The sequence below is a fragment of the Streptomyces sp. NPDC030862 genome, assembly GCF_055571835.1.
The window spans coordinates 389,610-410,707 of sequence record NZ_JBVIEN010000001.1; the positions used below are offsets into that span (position 1 = coordinate 389,610).

At 73.9% G+C, this 21,098-nt stretch carries 19 protein-coding genes and 1 pseudogene; 10 read left to right on the forward strand and 10 right to left on the reverse strand.

Translation table 11 applies throughout. The features are described 5' to 3' along the window. Positions 1 to 16 precede the first annotated feature (16 nt). From ACZ42X_RS01800 to ACZ42X_RS01825, 6 genes are read left to right on the forward strand one after another with little or no spacing between them, the layout of a single operon-like run. Positions 17 to 1,192 carry an aromatic ring-hydroxylating dioxygenase subunit alpha gene (locus tag ACZ42X_RS01800; RefSeq protein WP_468283159.1) on the forward strand — a complete coding sequence of 392 codons (1,176 nt, stop codon included), beginning with the start codon at positions 17 to 19 and terminating at the stop codon, positions 1,190 to 1,192. Between the two features lie 2 nt (positions 1,193 to 1,194). Then, positions 1,195 to 1,950, forward strand: coding sequence for a hypothetical protein (locus ACZ42X_RS01805; protein WP_468283162.1), 756 nt, complete (start codon positions 1,195 to 1,197; stop codon positions 1,948 to 1,950). After that, positions 1,947 to 2,912 carry a hypothetical protein gene (locus ACZ42X_RS01810; protein WP_468283165.1) on the forward strand — a complete coding sequence of 322 codons (966 nt, stop codon included), beginning with the start codon at positions 1,947 to 1,949 and terminating at the stop codon, positions 2,910 to 2,912. The genes ACZ42X_RS01805 and ACZ42X_RS01810 overlap by 4 nt, the downstream gene beginning before the upstream one ends. Further along, complete coding sequence (locus ACZ42X_RS01815; RefSeq protein ID WP_468283168.1) at positions 2,909 to 3,727, forward strand: SDR family NAD(P)-dependent oxidoreductase; 819 nt, start codon at positions 2,909 to 2,911, stop codon at positions 3,725 to 3,727. Before ACZ42X_RS01810 ends, ACZ42X_RS01815 begins: the two co-directional genes overlap by 4 nt. Positions 3,728 to 3,732: 5 nt before the next feature. Next, the gene (locus tag ACZ42X_RS01820; RefSeq protein ID WP_468283171.1) at positions 3,733 to 4,398 is read left to right on the forward strand and encodes a hypothetical protein; all 666 of its coding nucleotides are present in this window, start codon (positions 3,733 to 3,735) and stop codon (positions 4,396 to 4,398) included. Then, positions 4,395 to 5,141 carry a maleate cis-trans isomerase family protein gene (locus ACZ42X_RS01825; protein WP_468283174.1) on the forward strand — a complete coding sequence of 249 codons (747 nt, stop codon included), beginning with the start codon at positions 4,395 to 4,397 and terminating at the stop codon, positions 5,139 to 5,141. The genes ACZ42X_RS01820 and ACZ42X_RS01825 overlap by 4 nt, the downstream gene beginning before the upstream one ends. Here ACZ42X_RS01825 and ACZ42X_RS01830 read toward each other — a convergent pair. From ACZ42X_RS01830 to ACZ42X_RS01850, 5 genes are read right to left on the reverse strand one after another with little or no spacing between them, the layout of a single operon-like run. After that, positions 5,121 to 5,750, reverse strand: a complete 630-nt coding sequence (locus ACZ42X_RS01830; RefSeq protein WP_468283177.1) for a hypothetical protein — start codon at positions 5,748 to 5,750, stop codon at positions 5,121 to 5,123. The two genes, ACZ42X_RS01825 and ACZ42X_RS01830, sit on opposite strands and share 21 nt — an antisense overlap. A gap of 14 nt (positions 5,751 to 5,764) precedes the next feature. Continuing rightward, entirely contained in the window at positions 5,765 to 7,477 is a 1,713-nt protein-coding gene (locus tag ACZ42X_RS01835) for an AMP-dependent synthetase/ligase (RefSeq protein WP_468283180.1), read from the reverse strand. Positions 7,478 to 7,528: 51 nt separating this feature from the next. Continuing rightward, a complete protein-coding gene (locus ACZ42X_RS01840) occupies positions 7,529 to 8,158 on the reverse strand; it encodes an acetoacetate decarboxylase family protein (RefSeq protein WP_468283183.1) in 630 nt (209 codons plus the stop codon). Then, positions 8,155 to 9,873: an FAD-dependent oxidoreductase gene (locus ACZ42X_RS01845; RefSeq protein ID WP_468283187.1), complete on the reverse strand. Its 1,719-nt coding sequence runs from the start codon at positions 9,871 to 9,873 to the stop codon at positions 8,155 to 8,157. The genes ACZ42X_RS01840 and ACZ42X_RS01845 overlap by 4 nt, the downstream gene beginning before the upstream one ends. After that, a complete protein-coding gene (locus tag ACZ42X_RS01850; RefSeq protein ID WP_468283190.1) occupies positions 9,870 to 10,523 on the reverse strand; it encodes a TetR/AcrR family transcriptional regulator in 654 nt (217 codons plus the stop codon). The genes ACZ42X_RS01845 and ACZ42X_RS01850 overlap by 4 nt, the downstream gene beginning before the upstream one ends. A gap of 188 nt (positions 10,524 to 10,711) precedes the next feature. Between ACZ42X_RS01850 and ACZ42X_RS01855 the strand changes: the two genes are divergently transcribed. Continuing rightward, complete coding sequence (locus ACZ42X_RS01855) at positions 10,712 to 12,043, forward strand: flavin-containing monooxygenase (RefSeq protein WP_468283193.1); 1,332 nt, start codon at positions 10,712 to 10,714, stop codon at positions 12,041 to 12,043. Here the strand turns inward: ACZ42X_RS01855 and ACZ42X_RS01860 are convergent. Continuing rightward, a complete protein-coding gene (locus ACZ42X_RS01860) occupies positions 12,021 to 12,977 on the reverse strand; it encodes a poly(ethylene terephthalate) hydrolase family protein (RefSeq protein WP_468283196.1) in 957 nt (318 codons plus the stop codon). The two genes, ACZ42X_RS01855 and ACZ42X_RS01860, sit on opposite strands and share 23 nt — an antisense overlap. 234 nt (positions 12,978 to 13,211) lie before the next feature. On the opposite strand from ACZ42X_RS01860, the gene abc-f reads away from it, so the two are divergent. Both abc-f and ACZ42X_RS01870 read left to right on the forward strand, forming a co-directional pair. Then, positions 13,212 to 14,888, forward strand: coding sequence for a ribosomal protection-like ABC-F family protein (gene abc-f, locus ACZ42X_RS01865; RefSeq protein WP_468283199.1), 1,677 nt, complete (start codon positions 13,212 to 13,214; stop codon positions 14,886 to 14,888). Positions 14,889 to 14,998: 110 nt separating this feature from the next. Continuing rightward, on the forward strand, positions 14,999 to 17,215 hold the full coding sequence (locus ACZ42X_RS01870; RefSeq protein ID WP_468283202.1) for an ATP-binding SpoIIE family protein phosphatase: 2,217 nt from the start codon (positions 14,999 to 15,001) through the stop codon (positions 17,213 to 17,215). Between the two features lie 10 nt (positions 17,216 to 17,225). Here ACZ42X_RS01870 and ACZ42X_RS01875 read toward each other — a convergent pair whose 3' ends face one another. Both ACZ42X_RS01875 and ACZ42X_RS01880 read right to left on the reverse strand, forming a co-directional pair. Then, positions 17,226 to 18,635, reverse strand: coding sequence for an FAD-dependent oxidoreductase (locus tag ACZ42X_RS01875; protein WP_468283205.1), 1,410 nt, complete (start codon positions 18,633 to 18,635; stop codon positions 17,226 to 17,228). Between the two features lie 33 nt (positions 18,636 to 18,668). Further along, positions 18,669 to 19,838: a polysaccharide pyruvyl transferase family protein gene (locus ACZ42X_RS01880; RefSeq protein WP_468283208.1), complete on the reverse strand. Its 1,170-nt coding sequence runs from the start codon at positions 19,836 to 19,838 to the stop codon at positions 18,669 to 18,671. A 201-nt stretch (positions 19,839 to 20,039) separates the two neighbouring features. On the opposite strand from ACZ42X_RS01880, the gene ACZ42X_RS01885 reads away from it, so the two are divergent. Beyond that, positions 20,040 to 20,267 (forward strand): DUF5133 domain-containing protein, encoded by a 228-nt coding sequence (locus ACZ42X_RS01885; RefSeq protein ID WP_468283211.1) that lies wholly within the window; start codon positions 20,040 to 20,042, stop codon positions 20,265 to 20,267. 108 nt (positions 20,268 to 20,375) lie between these two features. Here the strand turns inward: ACZ42X_RS01885 and ACZ42X_RS01890 are convergent. Together ACZ42X_RS01890 and ACZ42X_RS01895 are read right to left on the reverse strand one after the other, a co-directional pair. Further along, positions 20,376 to 20,642, reverse strand: a pseudogene (locus ACZ42X_RS01890) (DUF6766 family protein); the annotation flags it as partial. Between the two features lie 37 nt (positions 20,643 to 20,679). Continuing rightward, positions 20,680 to 21,033, reverse strand: a complete 354-nt coding sequence (locus ACZ42X_RS01895) for a hypothetical protein (RefSeq protein ID WP_468283214.1) — start codon at positions 21,031 to 21,033, stop codon at positions 20,680 to 20,682. Positions 21,034 to 21,098: the final 65 nt, after the last annotated feature.

Here is a 21,098-nt window from a genome sequence, read left to right on the forward strand (position 1 = left end):
ATGAGGAGCGGCACGGATGCTCAAGAATTTCTGGTACGCGGTCGAGTTCGCCGACCGCGTCGGGCGCACGCCCCGGAAGGTGGTGTGCCTGGGCCAGTCGCTCGTGCTGTACCGCACCGGCGCCGGCCGCCCCGTCGCCCTGTCCGACCTGTGCGCGCACCGGGGCGCGGCCCTGTCCGCCGGCACCCTGGCGGGTGACTGCGTGGTCTGCCCGTACCACGGGTGGCGGTTCGACGCGGACGGGGCGTGCACGCTCATCCCGGCCAACCAGCCGGGGCGAGGCATCCCGAAGAAGGCGCGGGTGGACGCCTACCCCGTCCAGGAGAAGTACGGCTTCGTGTGGGTGTTCCTCGGCGACCTGCCTCCGGAGGAGCGGCCCCCGGTCCCGGTGTGGCCCGAGTTCGGCGAGCTGGTCGAGAACGGGGGCCGGTTCAAGGCGGTCCGGGGCGAGTACCTGTGGCGCTCCAACTACGAGCGGGTGCTGGAGAACGGCTGCGACATCGCGCACACCCCCTTCGTCCACGCGGGCTCCTTCGGGAACCCGGACCGGCCGGAGGTCGAGGAGTACACGCTGGAGCAGCCCGACGAGTGGTCGGCCTTCGCGACGGTCGCCCTCCATCCGCCCACCGCCAAGGGGCTGTGGGCGCGGCTGTACGCGGACCGCAGGGCGCGGGCGAAGGACCGGCCGCCGGTGGTGACCACGGCCGGCTGGATGCTGCCGAACCTGATCAAGCTCCATGTGCGGCTGCCGCTGGGCAGCATGGTCATCTACGACACCAACATCCCGGTGGACGAGACGACGACCCTGGTGAAGTGGGTGGCGCTGCGGGACTTCTTCACCGGGGCGTGGGCCGACGGCAACACCCGCAAGCGCGTGATGAAGATCTTCGGCCAGGACGCCCCGGTCGTGGACGGCACCCGCCCCGAGCTGCTCCCCGCCGACCTGGGCGCGGAGCTGCACCTGCGGTCGGACCTGATCTCGGTCGCGTACCGCCGCAAGCGCCAGGAACTGGCCGCGAAGGGGTGGATGGTCGGTGCGGCCGACCGCATCACGGGCGACGTCCCGGCGCGCACCGCCACCGTGATCCCCTCACCGGGGCGGCGTGACGTCCCCGAGTTCGCCCGCGCCTGGGAGCAGAAGGCGCACGGCTTCCACCCCACCGCCGGCCACCCCACCGTCGAGAGCGAGTGATCATGTCGGAAACGGCGCTGTCCCCGTCCGCCGAGCTGTCGGCCCTGGTCCTCGACCGGCTCGTCGCCGGAACGGGGGTGGTGGAGCGACCCACCGAGTGGGCGGCCCTGCGCGGCCCCTCCTTCCCCGAACCGGTCGGCCGCGTACGGTACTTCACCGGCGGCCGGGACGCGTCCGTCGCGTCGGTGGTGTACATCGGGCTGGTGCTGCCCGCGGCGGGGCTGGACAGCCACATGGTGTTCGCCTTCGGCGCGGACGACGGCCCGCTGCCCCACTTCACGCTCGACTCGGTGTACGCGGGCGGCGGTTACGCCTTCCACCTGGACCTGGTGCAGCGGGCCGACCTCGCCGCCCATCCGGTGTACACCGACACCGTGTACGGGCCGCTCACCAAGTCCCACGCCCGCGCCGCCGAGATACCGGGGCTCACCGCGGCGGCCGTCGGTCCGCGGCAGCGGTCCCTGATGTCCCCGTGGATGCTGGTGCACCGCGCCGACGAGGCGGCCCTGCGCGCGGTGGGCCCGGTCGTGGAGGAGTACGCGGACCACTGGCTGTCGCTCGCCGCCTCGATGCCCGCCGAGGCGGCCGGTGAACTCGCCGGCACCGACCTGGCCGTACGGGACCGGCGGCTGCGGACCGCGCTGTTCAGCCGGGAGATCGACCCGGTGTGGGACAGGGTCGACCGGCTGCTCGGCCCCGCGACGACGGACCGCCTGCGGCACCTGCTGGTCACCGGACGGCCGGAGGGGACGCGATGAACCCGTCCTCCCCCAGCGCCTGGCAGCAGCGCATCGCGGGCGAGTGGCACGGCCGCCCGTCCCTCTTCGACGCCCACGGCACCTGGTGCGGCTACGAGGACATCCGCCGCTCGTCCGAGGTGGAGGACGGCGCCACCGTCTACCGCATGGACGGCGGCCTCACGGGCGGCGGGCCGCTCGCCGGGCGGTTCCGCCTCGCCGCGCCCTTCGCGTTCACCGTGGGCGACGCCGACGACAACCGCCTCTACCAGGGGCCCGACTTCCACGGCAGCGGGCAGCCGTACGGCTCCTTCGTCGACGCCCACTACTACGGCCCCGGCTGGCAGGTGGGCCTCAACACCTGGAACCACGTCCTGCCCGACGGCGCCACCCAGGTCTACTCCTCGGTCCTGTACCAGGGCTGGACCGTCGTCGGCTGCTTCAACGGCCTGTACGTCAGGACCACGGACCACGACACCGACCCCGGCACCCGGCGGGCCGTCGCCGCGCACCGGGACGCCGAGACCGCCAACGGCCCCGTGCCGTGGATCCTGCCGACCAAGCAGGCGGGGAGGTTCGCGGGCGACTGCGAGCTGTGGGGCGCGGACCAGAAGCCGCTGGGCACGGTCCGGGTCGTCCACCGGCTCACCCCGCTGGACCTGTTGCGCGCCGAGCACCGCGTCACCTGGACGGGCGGCGGGCTCGACCGGGCCTTCACCGTGGTGCGGCGGCGGGACGGGACGCGGGAGTTCTGGGAGGGCCCCGACGCCTGGGGCGGCGCCCAGGCGTTCGGCCGCGCGAACTTCCCGCTGTGGCACTTCACGGGCGGCGACGTCCACCGGGTGAGGGCGCGGGAGTTCGCCCTGGACGCCACGGCCGGCATGTCGGCGGGTGGGCGGCTGGCCGTCACGTACGAGCTGTTCGGCGGCAACGTCCTCACGGGCGTCCTGCACGGCGTGCTCACCTGGGAGGCCGAGTCGTGAGCGGCCGAGTCGTCGGCGGCGGCACCGTCGTGGTGGTGACGGGTGGCACGCGCGGGATCGGCCTGGGGCTCGTACGGGCGTTCCTGGCGCGCGGCTGCCGCGTGGCGCTGTGCGGCCGCCGGGAGGGCGAGCAGCCCGGCCCGCCGGACCGGGTGCTGGCGCGGGTGGCGGACGTCACCGACCGGGCCCAGGTGCAGGCGCTGTGGGACGCCGCGTACGACCGCTACGGGCGGGTCGACGTCTGGATCAACAACGCGGGTGCCGCCGCGCCCCGCCGCCCGCTGTGGGAACTGGCCGCGGGGGACGTCGAGGCGGTGACGGCGGCGAACCTGCTGGGCACCGCCCATGGTTCGGCGGTCGCGGTGACCGGCTTCCTCGCCCAGGGGCGGGGGCGGCTGTGGAACATGGAGGGCTTCGGCTCCGACGGGCGCGTGCTGCCCGGCCTCGGCGCGTACGGCGCCACGAAGAGCGCGGTCACGTACCTGACGCGGGCCGTGGCCGCCGACCTCGACGAGCGGGCCGGGACCCGCCCGCACGATGTGCGGGCGCTGCGGCTGTCCCCCGGGATGCTCGTGACCGACCTGCTGGTCCACGGCTACACCCCGGAGCAGTACGCGAAGGCGCGCAGGGTCCTCGACATCCTGGCCGACCGGGTGGAGACGGTGACCCCGTGGCTCGCGGACCGGGTCCTCGCCGACCGCACCCGCAACGGGGGCCGCGTGGCGTGGCTGACCCGCCGCAAGGCGGCCGCCCGGTTCGCCGCCGCGGCCTTCCGGAGCAGGAACGTGCTCCCGGCGACGGTCCCGGAACGGTGAGCGCCGTGGACTACCCCGTCGCGCTCGCCCTGGAGGACTTCGTCCCGGTGGTGCTGACCGGTGTGGCGGCGGCGTGGCTCGTGCGGCCGGTCGGCCGCGCCGTCCCTCGCGCCCGTACCGTCGCGGCCAGCGGCGCCGCCCTCGTCTTCGCCGGGGGCCTGTCGAAGGCGGGCTGGAAGCTCACCGTGGCGCTGGACGGACCCGACGTCCAGGCCCTGAACAAAGCGCTCTTCCCGCTCCTCGCGCTGGGGTTCCTGCTCCTGGCACACGCGCTGCTCAGCATGCCCGTGGCCGCGGGTCCGCAGGCCTCCCGGACTCCCCCGCTGTGGGGCTTCGCCGTGACGTGGGCGGCGGCCGCCGCCGGCTCCCTGGCGCTGCGCACGACCATGCCGCTGATGGTGCTCACGATCGCGGCGGTGACGGTCTGCGGCGTCCGGCTGATCCTGCTGGCGCGCGCGGCCGGAGAGCCCCGCGCGGCTACGGCCACCGGTGTGTGGCTGCTGGGCACGTACGCGCTCGGGCCGCTCGCCGCCCAGCCCGACCAGAGCGTGGCGCTGCAGTGGGTCGAGCAGTCCTGCAACACCCTCACGCAGGCCGCCCTCGTGTACGCGGCCTGGCGCCTGTCCGCCCCCACCTCCTCCGCCTCCTCCTTCTGGAAGGTGCCCCTGTGACCGATGCCCTCGGCTGGCGCCGCAAATTCGGCGTCATCGCACCCAGTACGAACACGATCGTCGAGCCCGACTTCTACCGGATGACGGTGCCCGGTGTGACCGCCCACTTCTCGCGCATCCACATCCGCGACCAGAACATGGCGGGCGACGCGGGCATGGAGCGGCTGCTGGAGCAGATACGCGACGAGATCGGCGCCGCCTGCGAGCGGGTGCTGACCTGCGAGCCCGACTACATGGTGATGGGCATGTCCGCCGAGACCTTCTGGGGCGGGGTGGCGGGCAACCGGGCCTTCGTGAAGCAGATCCACGACATCACGGGGCTCCAGGTGGCCACCGGCGCGGAGGCGTGCGAGCGCGCGCTGCGCCTGTACGGCGCCCGGCGCATCGGCGTGGTGACGCCGTACCAGCCGATCGGGGACGCGAACGTACGGCGGTTCTTCGGCGAACTCGGCTTCGACGTCGCCGGCGTGACCGGCCTGCGCTGCCCGACGGCCGTCTCCATCGCCCACGTCGGGGAGGAGCGGCTGCGCGAGGCGCTGACCGGTCTGGCCGCGCTCGACGGGGTGGACGCGCTGGTCCAGTGCGGGACGAACCTGTCCATGGTGGCGCTGGCCGACGAGGCCGAACGGTGGCTGGGACTTCCGGTGATCGCCATCAACGCCGCCACGTGGTGGATGGCGCTGCGCGACAACGGCATCGAGGACAAGGTGTACGGCGCCGGGTCACTGCTGCGCGACCACTGAGGCGGCGCGTGCGCGGTCCTCGCGCAGTGCGGCGACCAGCCCGGCCAGCATGAGCGCCTCGCCCACGTTGCCGAGCGGCGGCACGGCGACGGCCGCCGCCGAGGCGGCGAACAGGGCCACCGCCCCCGCGGCGACCCACGGCACGCGCCGGCGCCGCCAGAGCACCACGCCCGCCCCGAGCAGCAGGAGCATCGCCGCGACCGCGGCTACCGGCACCCCGCCGGGCTCCGCGTCCGCGTACCGCAGGGTGTCCGCCCACCGCCGCGGTACGAGGTCCAGGCCCGGCAGGGTGGCCCAGGCCCCGGCGGCGGCGAGCACGCACGCCGTGCCCCACGCCCCGGCCACCACCGCGCGCCCGCCGCGCAGCAGCATCGCGGCGCAGGGCACCACCAGCGGCGTGAGCAGGGCGTGGAGGAGGTACCGGCCGGTGCTGAGCGTCTCCAGGACCGCGCCGTGGCCCAGCACCGTACCGGCGGCGACGACGGCCGAGTCGTACGCGACGGCGCAGCCGAGCAGCGCGGTCCACGCTCGGGGGCGCGGGCCGCGCAGGGCGACGGCGGCGAGCGCCAGTTGCACAATGGCGACCAGCGCGAGGGCCGGGGAGAACACCGTGTCCGCCCGGCTCAGTGGGTGTAGAGCGACTCGATGAGCTGCGCGTACCGCTGCTCCACCGCCGCTCTGCGCACCTTGAGCGTGACGGTGAGCTCGGGCCCGCCGGGTTCCCACGTGTCGCGCAGGACGGCGTGGGCGCGGACGCGTTCGGGGCGGGAGAGCCGGGTGTTGGCGTCCTCGACGGCGGCGGCGATCTCACTCTCGACGTCGGCCGTGGCCCGGGCGGCGACGGCCTCGCGGTCCAGGACGATGAGGGCGACGTTGCAGGGGCGGCCGTCGCCGACGACCACGGCGTGCCCGATCAGGGGCGAGGCGCCCCGCAGGACACCCTCGATGCGGGTGGGCGACATGTTCTTGCCGCCCGTGTTGATGATGATGTCCTTCTTGCGGTCGACGACGGTGACGTTCCCTTCGCCGTCGACGGTGACGAGGTCGCCGGTGTGGAGCCAGCCGTCCGGGTCGACGGCCTGTGCGGTGAGGCCGGGCTCGTCGCGGTAGCCGCGCATCAGGAACGGCGCCTTCACCAGCAGTTCGCCGTCCTCGGCGACCCGTATGCGGGCGCCCGGCACGGGCCGGCCGACGGTGCCGGGCCTGGGGTCGCCGGGCGGGTTCATCAGCGCCATGCCGGACAGCTCGGACATGCCCCAGGCGTCGCCGAGGGGCACACCGAGGGCGTGGAAGAACTCCACCAGCTCCGGCGGCGCGGGGGCGGCTCCGGTGACGCAGACCCGGGCGCGGTCGAGGCCGATCCTCTTGCGCAGTTCGGCGAGGACCGGTTCGGCCGCGTCGAGTTCCTTGGCCTGTTCGGCCGTCAGTGTTCCGGCGCGCCGGCCGGGGCCGAGGCGGCGTGCGGTGTCGACGCAGCCCTCCACCAGGGTCCGCAGTCCCGGGTCGGCCGCGGCGAGGGCCGCGTCCAGCCCGGCTTTCAGCCGCTGCCAGACGACGGGCACCGCGCCGAAGAGGGTGGGGCGTACGGACGTGAGGGCGTCGGGCAGCTCCTTGAGGTCGGGTACGCAGGTCAGGCGGGTGCCGAAGCGGATGTTCGTGTAGTGCGAGGCCCAGCGGTCGGCGATGTGCGCGGCGGGCAGGAAGGACAGGTGGCTGTCCTCGTGCGTGATGCCGAGGAGCTGCTCCGTGGCGTCCAGCTGGGCCGTCATTCCGGCGTGCGTGACCTCCACGGCCTTGGAGCGGCCGGTGGTTCCGGACGTGTGGATGAGCGTGAGGACGTCGCCGGGCCGTACGCGCCGCCAGGCCGCCGCGACGTCGAAGTCCGCCGGCGCGGCGGCCTCCACCGCGGCCAGCTCGGTGGCCCCTTCGCCCGGCCCGTCCACGGTGACGAGGTGTGCGACGTCCGTGCCGGCGAGGGACTGCCGGAGCACGGGCAGGAAGCGCCGCTCGGTGACGAGGACGCGTGCCCGCGCCCGGGCGAGTACGTCGGTGAGCTGGTCCGGGGGCAGGGTGTTGTAGAGCGAGAACGGTATGGCGCCGAGGTGGAAGGCGGCGCAGTCGGCCACGTGGAACTCGGGCCGGTTGGTGAGCATCAGGGCCACGGTGTCGCCGTGCCGGACGCCCAGGCCGTGCAGCCCGGCGGCGACCGAGGCGACGCGCTCGGCGTACTGGGCCCAGGTCAGCACGTCGCCCTGGACGGTGTGGAGGGCGGGTGCCTGGGGCCGGGTGGCGGCGGTGCGCTGGAAGGTCTCGCAGAGGGTCGCGGCGTCGGGCATGACGGCTCCTCGGTGTCGGGTGGGGTTGGGGCCTGTCTTTCGGATCAGGCCCTAGGAGGCTGCGCCGAACCGCAGGCGGAAGTCCCGCAGCACCAGGCTGAGCAGCGGCGCCCGGCGCGTGAAGCGGCTCAGGGGGCTGTCGTCGGGCACCGACCAGCGCGCACCGCTCGCGAGGGCGACACCGGTCCGGGTGCGGACCGGGCTGGTCTTGAGGCGCCCGTGGAGGGTCTGGGTGACGTGGTAGGTGAGGGGCCAGCGGCCCGGCAGGCGGCGGGCGCCTGCGAACTCGGCGGTGGCCAGGGTGCCGTGGTCGGCCTTGGCGGTGGCGCGCAGGCCTCCTCCTGCCGAACGGTCGAGGTCGAAGGAGGCCGGGTCCTTCGGGATGCCCCACAGCTCCCGGCCGCCGGCCAGGGAGGCGGGGTTGTCGACCCAGATGTCGGTGATGGTGACCCGGGGGCGGAAGCCGTCGCGTACGAGGACGGCGGCGAGGAGCTCGTTGTAGTGGAGCACGCTGTCCTGCTCGTACACGACCCAGGCGAGGCCGGCCACGCCGCGTCCGGCGACGGTGACCGGCCGGGTGCCGGGCGGCAGGCCCGGCGGCAGCGCGTGGCGCGGTACGAGCCAGAGGGAGAGGTACATCTGTCCGGCGAGGTGCCAGGGTTCGGGCGGGTAGGCCGTCACGGTGTGTCCTTCCTGGGGGCGGCCCGTCCCAGCCGCAGCGCGGCGGGGGCCGTGGCGGGCACGGTCGGCGTGCGTGGCGGGACGGGTGCCAGGGTGCGGTAGGGCTCGCCGGGGGCGGGCCGGGGGTCGGGGTCGCCCTTGTTGGGCCACAGGGCGGTGGCGCGTTCGGCGAGGGCGGTGATGGTGAGGGAGGGGTTGACGCCGAGGTTGGCGGAGATGGTGGAGCCGTCGACGATGTGCAGGCCGGGGTGGCCGTGCACCCGGTGGTAGGGGTCGACGACGCCCGTCGCGCCCGTGTCGCCGATGGTGCAGCCGCCGATGAGGTGGCCGGTGGTGGGGATGTCGAAGAGGTCGGCCCACGTGCCGCAGGGTATGCCGTCGATGCGGCGGGCGGCGTGTCGCGCGGCCCGGTGTCCCGCCGGTATCCAGGTGGGGTTGGGGTCGCCCTCGCCGGGCCGGCTGGTGAGCCGGCGTCCGAGGAGACCGCGTCGCGTGTAGGTGGTGACCGAGTTGTCGAGGCTCTGCATCACGAGGAGGACGAGGGACTGCCGGGCCCACCGGCGCGGGGTGTGCAGGGCGGGCAGGTCGCGCAGGTTCCTCGCCATGGCGGCCAGCCCCAGCAGCAGCCGGGAGCGGCCCGGCACGGGGTCCACGAGGGTGGCGCCGAGCAGGCCGAGGAGGTTGCTGCCGCGTCCGTAGCGGACCGGTTCCACGTGCGTGGTGTCGTCGAGGTGGATGGAGGAGGTGATGGCGACACCGCGGGTGAAGTCGGCGTTCCGGTCGCGGGAGCGGGCGGCGAGGATGGCCTCGGAGTTGGTGCGGGTGAGGCGCCCGAGGCGCGGGGAGAGGCCGGGGAGCGCTCCGGTGTCGCGCAGCCGGTGCAGGAGGCGCTGGGTGCCCAGGGCGCCGGCGGCGAAGACGACGTGCTGCGCGGTGAGGGTCCGCGTCCGGCGGCGCAGGGTGCGGCCGGTGCGTACGGAGGTGACGGCCCAGCCCTCGCCGAGGGCGCGGACGTCGGTGACGGTGCGTTCGGCGTGCACCGTGGCCCCGGCGCGCTCGGCGAGGCCGAGGTAGTTCTTGGGGAGGGTGTTCTTGGCGTTGTGGCGGCAGCCGGTCATGCAGGCGCCGCAGTGCAGGCAGGCGGCGCGGGCGGGTCCGGCGCCCCCGAAGTAGGGGTCGGGTACGACGGTGCCGGGCGCGCTGCCGGGCGGCCCGAAGTGCACGCCCACCGGGGTGGGGCGGAAGGTGTCCTCGCGGCCGAGGTCGCGGGCGGTTGCCCGCAGCACCTCGTCGGAGGCGGTGACCAGCGGGTTGGGGGTGACGCCGAGCATGCGGCGGGCCTGGTCGAAGTACGGGGCGAGTTCGGTGCGCCAGTCGGTCAGGGAGGCCCAGTGGGAGTCCTCGTAGAAGGCGGCGGGCGGCTCGTACAGGGTGTTCGCGTAGCCGAGGGAGCCTCCTCCGACGCCCGCGCCGGTGAGGACGAGCACATCGCCGAGGAGGGTCATGCGCAGGATGCCGGTGCAGCCGAGCCGGGGCGCGAAGAGGTAGTCGCGCACGTGCCACGACGTACGCGGGAGGTCGGCGTCGTCGAAGCGGCGCCCGGCCTCCAGTACGCCGACCCGGTAGCCCTTCTCGGTCAGCCGCAGTGCGGTGACGCTGCCGCCGAAGCCGGAGCCGACGACGAGGACGTCGTAGTCGAAGGCCGTCGCGGTCATGGGCGTTCCTCCGTGACGAAGCCGGCCAGGAGGGGGATCACCAGCCGCTCGATCGCGGTGCGCCGGGCCCCGGGCCGGTCTTCGGCGAAGGCGACGGGTCCGGCGAGCCCCGGGGTGAAGGGGGCGAGCGCCAGGTGCGGCAGGAGCAGGAGCAGCAGGGAGAGCAGGGCGTCGGTGTCCGCGTCCTCGCGGATGTCGCCGGCCTCGACGGCCCGCTGGACGAGGGGCCGCAGCCCGGCGAGGTAGAGCCCGTGGACGGGGGCGCGCACGGCTTCCCTGACGGCCGGGTCCATCTCCATGTTGGTGGCGGCGGTGACGCCGCGCTCCAGGGGGTGGGTGGCGAAGTAGTCGAGCCATGCTTCCAGCGCGTCGGTGAGGTGGGTGGTGAACTCCTTGCCGCCGTCGTATCCGTCGAGCCACGGCCGCATCGCCGCGTAGATGCGCAGGGAGGTCTGTTCGGCGACGTACGTGAAGAGGTCGAGCTTGCCCGCGAAGTACTGGAAGAGGGATCCCTTGGCCACTCCCGCTTCGCGGGCGATGACGTTGAGGCTTCCCGTGGAGTAGCCGTGCGTGCCGAACTCGTCCATCGCGGCGACCAGGACCCGTTCGCGCCGCGCGGGCGAGAGGTGTGTCCAGGTGGAGGTGGGCATGAGTGCTCCCGCTGTATGACCAGGCGGTCATGTGACCGCTCGGTCATCGTCGCGAATGCACCGGTACGGCGTCAATCCCCATGCGATACACGCATGTTGACAAGCCATCAGACGCGGCCCCACCCTGTGACCGACCGGTCATGTGACCGGGTGGTCACCCCCGTCCGTCTCTCGTCGGAAGGCTCGTGATGAAACGTGTCTGCGTCATAGGAGCGGGATCCTCGGGCATCGCCGCCTGCCAGGTGCTCGCGGAGCGGAAGATCCCGTACGACTGCTTCGAGGCCGGCTCGGAGGTGGGCGGCAACTGGCGCTATCTCAACGACAACGGCATGTCCTCGGCGTACCGATCCCTGCACATCAACACCTCCCGGCAGGTCATGGAGTACGCCTGCTTCCCCATGTCGGAGGCGTATCCCGTCTACCCGAGCCACTTCCACATCGCGCGGTACTTCGACGAGTTCGTCGACCACTTCGGCCTGCGCCCGTCCATCACTTTCCGGACGGAGGTCATACGCGTCGAGCCGTCCCCCGACGGGCGGAGCTGGTCCGTCACCACGCGGCATCGCGACGGCGGGGAGGAGACCGTCCGCTCGTACGACGCGGTGCTCGTCGCCAACGGCCACCACTGGCGGCCGCGTTGGCCCGAGCCCCCGCTGCCGGGCTCGGGGTCCTTCGCCGGTACGCAGACGCACTCGCACCACTACAGGACGCCCGACCCGTTCGCCGACCAGCGGGTCCTCGTCCTCGGGATCGGCAACTCGGCGTGCGACATCGCCGTGGAGACCTCCCGGGTGTCCCGGCGGACCTTCCTCGCGATGCGGCGCGGCGCACACATCCTGCCCAAGTACCTCTTCGGGATACCCACGGACCATCTCACCGGCTCGTGGCTGGCCCGCGCACCGCTCGCCGTCCAGGACCGGGGGCTCCAGCTGCTGCTGCGGCTCAGCCGCGGCCGGTTGAGCGACTACGGCCTGCCCGTGCCCGCCCACAGGGTGCTGGCCGCGCACCCGACGATCTCCGACGACCTGCTGTCCCGGCTGGGGCACGGCGAGATCACCGTGAAGCCGATGATCGAGCGCCTGGACGGCAAGGAGGCGGTGTTCACCGACGGGTCGCGCGAGACCGTCGACGCGATCGTCTACTGCACGGGGTACGCCATCAGCTTCCCCTTCCTCGGCCGCGAGATCGTCGACCCGGCCGGCAACGACATCGGGCTCTACCACCGGGTGGTGGACCCCGATCACCCGGGCCTCTACTTCATCGGGCTGGTCCAGCCGCTGGGCGCGATCATGCCGCTGGCGGAAGCCCAGTCGCACTGGGTGGCCGACCTCCTCGAGGGGAGGTGTGCGCTGCCCGGGCGCGCGGCGATGCGGCGCGAGATCGCGACGTACCGGGCCCGTACGGCACGGCGGTACGTCGCGTCCTCACGTCACACGATTCAGGTCGACGCCCTCGCCTACCTCCGCGAGCTCAGGGCGGAGCGCCGCCGCGGTGCGCTCAGTACGCCTGCTCCACGGTGACGGTCCGGTCCGTGGCGTCGCCCCAGTACCGCACGTAGGAGGCGGCGACGGGGTCGCCCAGGGACGCCTTGAGGAACAGGGCCGACCAGCGGCCGGCGGCCCGTATGGACTCGGTCTGGTCCAGGGTCTGGGGAGAGGCGTCCGGGGCCGCACCCGGCGGGTTCTGGACATCGGTGATCCCGAAGTGGTTGGCGCCGTGCAGGCCGACGAGCGCCTTGGGCTTGGCGGTCAGCGCCCGGTAGGTGTCCCGCGCGGCCGTGGGCGCGGCGACGCCGTCCGCGTCGCCCTGTACCAGGGCGACCGGTACGCCGGTGTTGTTGATGGGGCCGACGGGCCCGCCGCCCGGCGGCACACTGTTGGTGCCGAAGAAGGCGGCCGCCTTCAGCTGCGCCGGCTTGACCGCGCCGGGCGGCAGCCCCGCGCAGAAGGGCGGCACACACAGCCCCTGGAGGGCGGTCAGCCCGGCGGCCCCGCCGAAGGAGTGGCCGAGCAGGGTCAGCGTGCCGGTGTCGATGCGGCCGGCGAGCGGGCTGCCGTCCCGGCCGTTCTCCGCCGCCGCCCACGCCACCGCGCCCAGGGTCTGGTCCGAGGAGGCCCACAGGCCCGGCACCCCGAACACCGGACGTACGTGGTTGGGCACGACGACCACGAAGCCGAAGGCCGCGACGGTGCGCGCGAAGCCCTCGTAGTGGGCCTTGTCGACGTTGGCGCCCTGGAGGAGCAGCGCCACCGGCAGGCCGCGGCTCGTGGTCGCCGGGTAGTACACGTCGGCGGCGTCGGCGCCGACCTTGGTGGCGTACGAGCCGGTGGGGAAGGTCGTCGGCTTCTCGGGCGTCACGGCCTGACGGGCCTCGGCGTGGCCGCCGGCCGCCGCCAGCAGGGCGAAGCTCAGCAGTCCGGCGAAGAGACCTCGCCGAAGGAAGGTTTGTGCCATCGGGACCTCGATCCTGGGACGATGACCAATGGAGCGTTTCTGATGGAGAAACTCTGTTTCCCTCTCGGGAAGTTAACGGGCGCGAGAGCTCCCGCGTCAACCCGCTGCGCCGCACCACTCGCACCCATACCGCTTGACGAGACGAAACGTATCGTCTAGATTCTTGCCCATCGGTCGGCGGCCGGTTCTCGTTCCGCCTGCCGCACCACCCTGTCCCCCAGGAAAGGACTGCTCTTGCACCCTGCTCCCTCCGGCACGACCACCCCTCCCGCCTCCTCTCCCGGCACGTCCCAGCTGGCTCTCGCCGGGGTGACCAAGCGCTACGGCGACCGCACCGTGCTGGACCGCGTCTCCTTCACGATCCGACCGGGCGAGAAGGTCGGGATCGTCGGGGACAACGGCTCGGGAAAGTCCACGCTGCTGCGGCTGCTCGCCGGGCAGGAGCCGGTCGACAACGGCAGCCTGACGGTCACGGCGCCGGGCGGCATCGGCTACCACCGCCAGACGCTCGGCCTGCCGGGCTCGGCGCGCGTGGGCGACGCCGTGGACCAGGCGCTCGGCGAACTGCGTGACCTGGAACGCCGCATCCGCGGCGCGGAGGCCGCGCTGGGCGCCGCCGGCCCCGACGAGCTCGAGCACTACGCCGCCCTGGTGGCCGCGTTCGAGGCGCGCGGCGGACACGGAGCGGACCGCCGCGTCGAGGTGACCCTGCGCCGCCTCGGCGAGCACGCGCCGCTGGACCGTACGCGTCCGCTGAGCACCCTCTCCGGAGGACAGCGCTCCCGGCTCGCGCTCGCCTCGACCCTGGCCTCCTCCCCCGAGCTGCTGCTGCTCGACGAGCCGACCAACGATCTGGACGACGAGGCCGTGGCGTGGCTCGAGAACCATCTGCGCCGCCATCGGGGCACGGTGGTCGTGGCCACGCATGACCGGGCGTTCCTGGACCGCGTCACCTCCACCGTGCTGGAAGTGGACCACGACCGGCACACGGTACGGCGCTACGGCGACGGCCACGCCGGCTTCCTCGCCGCCAAGGCGGCGGCCCGCGCCCGGTGGGCGTGGGAGCACGAGCAGTGGCGCAACGAGGTCGCCCGGCAGGAACACCTCGCCGACTCGGGCATCGGGCGACTGGCCGAGATCCCCCGCACGGGGCCGCGGGCGTTCAGCGGCGCCGGTGCCTTCCGGGCGCGCTCGCGGGCGCACGGCGCACAGAGCCGCATCCGCAACGCGCGCGAGCGGCTGCAGCGGCTCCGGGAGCACCCCGTACCGCCGCCTCCGCAGCCGCTGCGGTTCACGGGGCGCGTCGCGGGCACGCCGGCCGAGGGGGTTGCGTCGACGGCGGTGCACCTGGAAGACGTCGCGGTCGAGGGGCGGTTGTACGTTCCGTCCCTGGCACTCGCCCCGGGCGAACGGCTCCTCGTCACCGGTCCCAACGGCGCCGGCAAGAGCACCCTCCTCCAGGTGCTGGCCGGGGAGCTGACGCCCGGCACGGGTACCGTGCGCCGACCGCCGCGGGTGGGGTTCCTCCGCCAGCAGGGCGCGCCCGGTGCCGCCTTCGACGACCGGACGCTGCTGGCGGCGTTCGCGGCCGGCAGGGCGGGGCAGCCGGACGAGCACGCCGACGCACTTCTCGCCCTCGGGCTGTTCCACGCCGCCGACCTCGCCGTCCCCCTGCGGGAGCTGTCGGTCGGGCAGCGCCGCAAGCTCGAACTGGCCCGGCTGGTGACGGCCGGCCCGCTCGACCTGCTGCTGCTCGACGAGCCGACGAACCACCTGGCCCCCGCCCTGGTGGAGGAGATCGAGGCGGCCCTGGCCCCCTACACCGGCACCCTGGTCGTCGTCACCCACGACCGGCTCCTCCGGGAGCGCTTCCGCGGTCCCCGCCTGGAGCTGCCCGTGGCCGCCGCGTAGCGGCCGGCCGCATCGAGCGGACCCGATCGGCCGGCCCGGATCGGCCGACCAGGAGCACGCCCGCCGCCGCACAGAGAGCGGGCTGCATGACCTTTCGGTACGTTCGAGCCATGGGGACCGATGTCGATGCGCTCCTGCATCGTCTGGCTCGAAAGCTCCGGCCGCGGGCGGACCAGTTGGCCGAGGTACTGGTCCGACGCCTCCGCGGCGAGCTGCCCGGGCTGTGGGACCACGAGGACCTCGCCGCCCGGCTGCTGGAGGAGATCGGCGGGCACACGACCGCGTTCCTGGACGTGCTCGACAGCGGCCTCGACACGTCCGCCGTCCCGCCGCCGCCCCAGGCCCTGGAGGTCGCCCGCGAGTCCGCCCGGCGCGGGCTGCCGCTGGGCACCCTCCTGCGCGCCTACCGGCTCGGCCACCTGCTCCTGCTGCAGCGGCTGCGGGCGGAGACCGCCCGCCTGACCGACGATCCGAAGCTGGTCGACCAAACGGCGATGCGGCTGATCAGCGCGGCGTTCGCGTACGTGGACCGGGGCTCGGAGCAGGTCGTCGCCGCCTACCAGGCGGAGCGCGAGCGCCGGCTGCGGCGGCGGCTCGCCCTGACCGACGCGGCGAACAGGCGGATCGGGACCACCCTCGACATCGCTCGCACCGCTCAGGAGCTGGCCGAGGTCGGCACCGAGGACTTCGCCGACCTGGTCGTCGTCGACCTTCTCGACTCCGTCGTCCACGAACCACCCGCGCCGCAGCAGCCGACGCCCGGACCGGCGCTCCACCGCACGGCGATCCGGGGCGCCCGCGCCGCCCCGGATCGCCCTGCCGCCGAGGGGGCCGCCAGAGGAGTCGCCAAGGGTGCCACCGAGGGGGCCGCGGAGGGAGCGACCCACCGCTACCCGGAGGGGTCGGAGCCCGCTCGGGCCCTGAGCACCGGGCAGCCGGTCCTGCACCGCGTCACCGGTACCCGCGCCCCGGCGTGGTGGGCGCCGGCGGCGGACGGCGGCACGGCCGGCGACTCCCCCGGCTCGGTCCTGCTGCTGCCCCTGCAGGCGCGCGGCGGCACCCTCGGCCTCGTCCACTTCTACCGCGCCCGCGCCGCGGTCCCGTTCGACGACGACGACCTGCTCCTGGCCCAGGAGATCGGGGCCCGCGCCGCGGTGTCCATCGACAACGCCCGGCGCTACACCCACGAACGCCTCATCGCGCTCACGCTCCAGCGCAACCTGCTGCCGCAGCACACGGTGGAGCACCCCGCCGTCGAGACGGCCTCCCGCTACCTGCCGAGCGGGAGCGGTGCCGGTGTGGGCGGCGACTGGTACGACGTCATCCCGCTGTCCGGAGCCCGCGTCGCCCTCGTCGTGGGGGACGTCGTCGGCCGGGGCCTGCAGGCGGCCGCCACCATGGGCCGGCTGCGCATGGCGGTCCGCGCGTTCGCCGACATCGACCTGATGCCCGACGAACTGCTCACGCACCTGGACGACGTGGTGATCCGCCTCCAGCGCGAGGAGGCGCGCGAGGACGGTGAGCTCAGCGCCAGATGCCTGTACGCCGTCTACGACGCCGCGACCCGGATGTGCTCGCTGGCCAGTGCCGGGCACGTACTGCCGGCCGTGGCCACTCCCCCGAAGCCCGGTGACGGCGGCGTGACCAGGTCGGTCCACTTCCCCGAGCTGCCGATCGGCCCGCCGCTGGGGCTGGGCGGACTGCCCTTCGAGACCGCCCAGTTCGAACTTCCCGAGGGCAGCCTCCTGGCCCTGTACACCGACGGCCTCATCGAGAGCCGCACCCGAGACGTGGACACCGCGTGCGCGACGCTCAGCGAGGTCCTCGCCGGTGCCACGGAGTCGCCCGACGAGACCTGCGACCGGCTGCTGGACGCACTCCTGCCCAGCCGCACCACCGACGACGCCACCCTTCTGGTGGTACGCACGCGCGCCCTCGACGCCGGGAACATCGCGGTGCTGGACATCCCCCCGGACCCGGCGGCCGTGGCCGGAGCCCGGTCGTTCGCGTCCGGCCGGCTGGCCGCCTGGAAGCTGGAGGACCTGTCCTTCACCACGGAGCTGATGGTCAGCGAACTGGTGACGAACGCGATCCGCTACGGAAGGGGCCCCGTCCAGCTGCGGCTGATCCTGCAGTCCACGCTCACCTGCGAAGTGTTCGACGCCGGCAGCACGTCCCCGCACCTGCGCCGCGCGCGCACCTTCGACGAGGGCGGCCGCGGACTGCTGCTGGTGGCCCAGCTCGCCGAACGCTGGGGCACCCGCCACACCCGGGAGGGCAAGGTCATCTGGGCCGAGCAGCCCCTTCCTGCACCACCGGCGTCCTAGCCGGTCGTGCTCAGTGCAGGCTCGCCCCCTGCGCCCGCAGCTCGCGCTGGACCACCGTCGCGGGGACGTCCTGCGGGCGTTTGCCCTGGGTGGCGGCGAGGGCCGCGCAGACGCCCGCCGCCTGCCCGGTGGCCATGGCGATCGGCATGACGCGGTAGGAGGAGTGGGCGACGTGGTCGCCGGAGATGCAGCGGCCGGCGACCAGGACCCGGTCCACGTCACGGGGGAAGAGGCAGCGCAGCGGGATGTCGTAGGACCGGCCGCGCGGGAGTCGTTTGAGGGTGGTGCCGCGGCCGCTGGGGTTGTGGATGTCGACGGGGTACGCGCCGCGGGCGATGGCGTCGTCGAACGTGCGGGCGGTCAGCACGTCCTCGCCCGTCAGCTGGTACTCACCCGTGATGCGGCGGGTCTCGCGGACGCCGACCTGGACGCCGCTCTGCACGACGTACGAGTCGGCGAATCCGGGCACCCGGGCCTTCAGGAAGCGGGCGATCTGCGCCATCTGGCGGTGCGCGGTGAACTCGGCGCGGGTGAGGTCCCAGACGCTGGTGCCGAGGACCTCGGTGACGCGGGTGGAGTTGACCGCGACCTCGCCGGTGTTGGGGGTGGCGAAGAAGAGCACGTCCTCGCGCGGCAGGTCGAGTTCTCCGGCGTCGGTGGCGGCGCGGACCAGGTCCCACAGCCCGTGCACGCCCTTCCACTGGTCCGGGTTGGCGCGGGCGTACGCGGCGAACCGCTCGTGGTCGAAGCGGGCCACCCGGAACATCAGCGTCATGGGCTGCGTCCAGCCGTCCTCCGGCCGGCCGATCTCGTACGAGGCGCCCGCCGCGGCGGCGATGTCACCGTCGCCGGTGCAGTCGACGATCACGTCCGCGTCCATGACCAGCGGCCCCGACTTGGTCTCGAACACGGCACGCGCGCGGTCGGGGAGGTCGACGACGCCGGAGGCGAAGGCGTGCAGCAGCGTGCGGACCTCGTGGACCTCCAGCAGCTCGTACAGCACGAGCTTGAACAGCTCCGGGTCGAAGGGGACGGTGTAGCCGGTCTCCAGTGAGGGGCGGATCGCCGCCCCGGCGCCCACCAGCCGGTCGAGCAGTGTCCGCAGCACACCGCCGACGACCGGCTCGCCCTCGCCGTGGTCGGGCGGCAGCAGCCGGGAGGGGTCGCCGACGACGGCCTGCTTGACCTCGTTGTGGAAGCTCATCAACGGCATGACCAGCGCCGCGGTGGCGTTGCCGCCGAGGAACCCGTACCGCTCGACGAGGACGACCTCGGCGCCCGCGTTCGCCGCTCCGATGGCCGCCCCGATGCCGGCCGGTCCGCCCCCGATCACCAGCACCTGCGTGGAGCCCGCGTGCAGCGCCTGGCGCGGGGGCAGCGTCACGCTCCGGGGGACCCGGGGCGGCATCAGATGGGTCACGGTTCCTCCCTGGGGAGCCGAGGGTTCGTCCGGTCAGCCGACCGCGGCCGTGGCCGCCGCGCCGTCGTGGACGAGGGGGCGGGGAGCGATGCGGTCCAGGTAGGCGAGGAGCCGGTCGGCGGTCTCGGCGGCCCGCACCTTCATCGCCGCCGTCCGGGCGGCCGTGTGCGCCGCGCGGGCCGACCGCTCGTCCCAGAGGCGGTCCACCTCGGCCAGGAGGGGGCCCGCGGCCTCCCTGACCACCCCGCGCAGGGCCGGAGCGCCGATCTCCTGCGCGAAGTCGAAGACCTTCCCCGCGTACGGCAGGGGCAGCAGCGGGACCCCCGCGAGCGCGGCGAAGATCAGGAAGTGCAGCCTCATGCCGATGGCGAGGTCCAGCTGCTTGACGATGTCGAGCACCTCCTGCGGGCGGTAGCTGCCGTGCAGCACCCGGCAGCGCTCGGCCTCGATCATGTGGGCGACCACGGCGTGCGCGTGCCGGATGTCGTCGCGCTCCATCGGTACGAAGACGACGTGGGCGTCCAGCCGGTGGACGAGGAAGTCGCCGACGCTGGCGAGGAGTTGGTGGTAGCCGTCCTCGTCGAGGTGCTCGGCCGCCCGGCCGGGCTCCCGTACGCTCATGCCCACGAGGCGCACCCCGCTGGGCACGGCCTCGGCCCGGAGGAGCGCGCCGCCGCCGTCGCCGGGTTCGAGGAGCAGCGCCGGGTCGGCGGTGACCGTGACCGGCCGGTTCAGCCCGGCCTCCTCCAGGACCAGCTTCGACTCCTCGTCGCGGACCGTCACCTCGGCCGCGCCGGAGAGCGCCGTACGGACCCACGCGCAGTCGGCCTCGTCGTTGAGGGGGCCCGCGCCGACGGCGTACGTGAAGACGGGGACGCCGTGCTCCTGGGCGGTCCCGGCCAGTCGCAGGTAGCGGCGGGCCTCGGTGTTGTAGAGGATGCCGCCGCCACCGAGCACGAGCACGCTGAGCCGGCGCAGGTGCTCGGAGATCCGCTCCCTGTTCACGCCTTCCCAGCCGACCACCTCCACGTCGGGATGGAGGAGGCGGCTGCGGTCGGGATGGCGGGAGAAGACCACGAGGTGGGCGTCGGGGCGCCCGGCCCTGATGCGGTCCAGCATGGCGGTGAGGATCGCCTCATCGCCCACGTTCCGGCCCCCGTAGGAACCGAGGACCCCTACGGTGACGCTGCTCCGGTCGCCCATGATCGACCCCCTCGCCGCCTCTCGTGTACTCCTACACCAGTTCACCCCATGGCGAGATTTACGCATCTCGGGGCGGAGGAGCGGCGGCCGACGGTTTCCGGCCATCGTCCGGGACGGGCCCGCATGGAGTGGCGCGCGCGGGGAACCAGCGCTGTCACCCGGGGCGTACGGCGCCTGCTGGGAGACGAAAGGAGATCTGTTGTGCTGATGGCTCACCCGGCCGTTCTGTCCAAGCTGATCGAGGAGTACGAGACCCTCAAGGCCCTCCACGCGGAGGCGGGCGGCCCGGCGGTGCAGCAGCGTCTCGAAGACGTCACGTACACGCTGTGCGTTTCCACCGGCACGCAGGACGGCGAGTCCGCCCTGGCCGCCGCGCGCCACCAGCTGCTCGGCACGGCGTCGCAGGAGGAGTCCCTGCTCGCCGGCTGAGCCGGCCGCGTCGGCCCGGGTCCGGCCCCGATCCGGTCCGGTCCCCGTGTGAGCCCCCGCCTCGTGGCGGGGGCTCAGCCATGGCGGGGGCTCAGCCATGGCGGGGGCTCAGCCTTCGACGCCGGTGGCGGAGTGGGCGCCCCGACGGGCTTGGACTCCGGGGAGCCGCGCTGCCTGAGGTAGATCGCGAAGATGGCCATGGAGGACGGCCAGGAGCTCGGACTGCCAGTTCTGCAGGGTGCGGCTCCAGAAGTCCGCCGAGGAGAGGTACTCCGGCCAGGTGCTGGGCGCCTGGAGCCGGCGCAGCTGCTGTTCGTTGTAGGCGGCGACGCCCGTGAGGGACTGGGTCAGCCAGGAGAGCAGGAAGATCGCGCCCGCAGCCGCCGGGGACGCGGCACGCAGCCGGCTGCGGTCACCTTCCAGCCCTCGGGAAACCGCGCCAGGAAGAGGTGTCGTGCTCCAGCACCACCCGGGCCTGGTCGCCGTACACGTCCACGCCCCGTACGCCACCGCCGCGCGGCAGGTCCTCCTCGCCGATCGCCCGCTCACATCGCCGCCCCGCCGACTGCTCCAGTTCCTCCCTCGTGGACGGCGCGAGGGCGGCGCACAGGCGCTCGTGCCGCCCGGCGTCCAGCGCCTGTTCGCACCGGGCGGCCTCCGCCGTGACGCGGTCGCGTCGCTCGGGAAGCGTGCCGCACGAGGTGACCGCGACCGTGACGACCGCCCCCACCGCGGCGGTGCCGGGCCCGTACCACCGTCGTGCCATGCTGCCTCCCGCGCGGCCCCGTTCCCGGGCCGGCGGCGGGGCCACCCGGTCGGACATGTGCGAAG

What these genes read in the sequence shown, in the direction of transcription:
- ACZ42X_RS01860 (WP_468283196.1), bottom strand. Translation starts at nt 12,977, where the DNA reads ATGGCACAAACCTTCCTTCGGCGAGGTCTCTTCGCCGGACTGCTGAGC.
- ACZ42X_RS01800 (WP_468283159.1), top strand. Translation starts at nt 17, where the DNA reads ATGCTCAAGAATTTCTGGTACGCGGTCGAGTTCGCCGACCGCGTCGGG.
- ACZ42X_RS01805 (WP_468283162.1), top strand. Translation starts at nt 1,195, where the DNA reads ATGTCGGAAACGGCGCTGTCCCCGTCCGCCGAGCTGTCGGCCCTGGTC.
- ACZ42X_RS01895 (WP_468283214.1), bottom strand. Translation starts at nt 21,033, where the DNA reads ATGGCACGACGGTGGTACGGGCCCGGCACCGCCGCGGTGGGGGCGGTC.
- ACZ42X_RS01845 (WP_468283187.1), bottom strand. Translation starts at nt 9,873, where the DNA reads ATGACCGCGACGGCCTTCGACTACGACGTCCTCGTCGTCGGCTCCGGC.
- ACZ42X_RS01835 (WP_468283180.1), bottom strand. Translation starts at nt 7,477, where the DNA reads ATGCCCGACGCCGCGACCCTCTGCGAGACCTTCCAGCGCACCGCCGCC.
- ACZ42X_RS01880 (WP_468283208.1), bottom strand. Translation starts at nt 19,838, where the DNA reads ATGGGCGACCGGAGCAGCGTCACCGTAGGGGTCCTCGGTTCCTACGGG.
- ACZ42X_RS01850 (WP_468283190.1), bottom strand. Translation starts at nt 10,523, where the DNA reads ATGCCCACCTCCACCTGGACACACCTCTCGCCCGCGCGGCGCGAACGG.
- ACZ42X_RS01810 (WP_468283165.1), top strand. Translation starts at nt 1,947, where the DNA reads ATGAACCCGTCCTCCCCCAGCGCCTGGCAGCAGCGCATCGCGGGCGAG.
- ACZ42X_RS01870 (WP_468283202.1), top strand. Translation starts at nt 14,999, where the DNA reads ATGGGGACCGATGTCGATGCGCTCCTGCATCGTCTGGCTCGAAAGCTC.
- ACZ42X_RS01855 (WP_468283193.1), top strand. Translation starts at nt 10,712, where the DNA reads ATGAAACGTGTCTGCGTCATAGGAGCGGGATCCTCGGGCATCGCCGCC.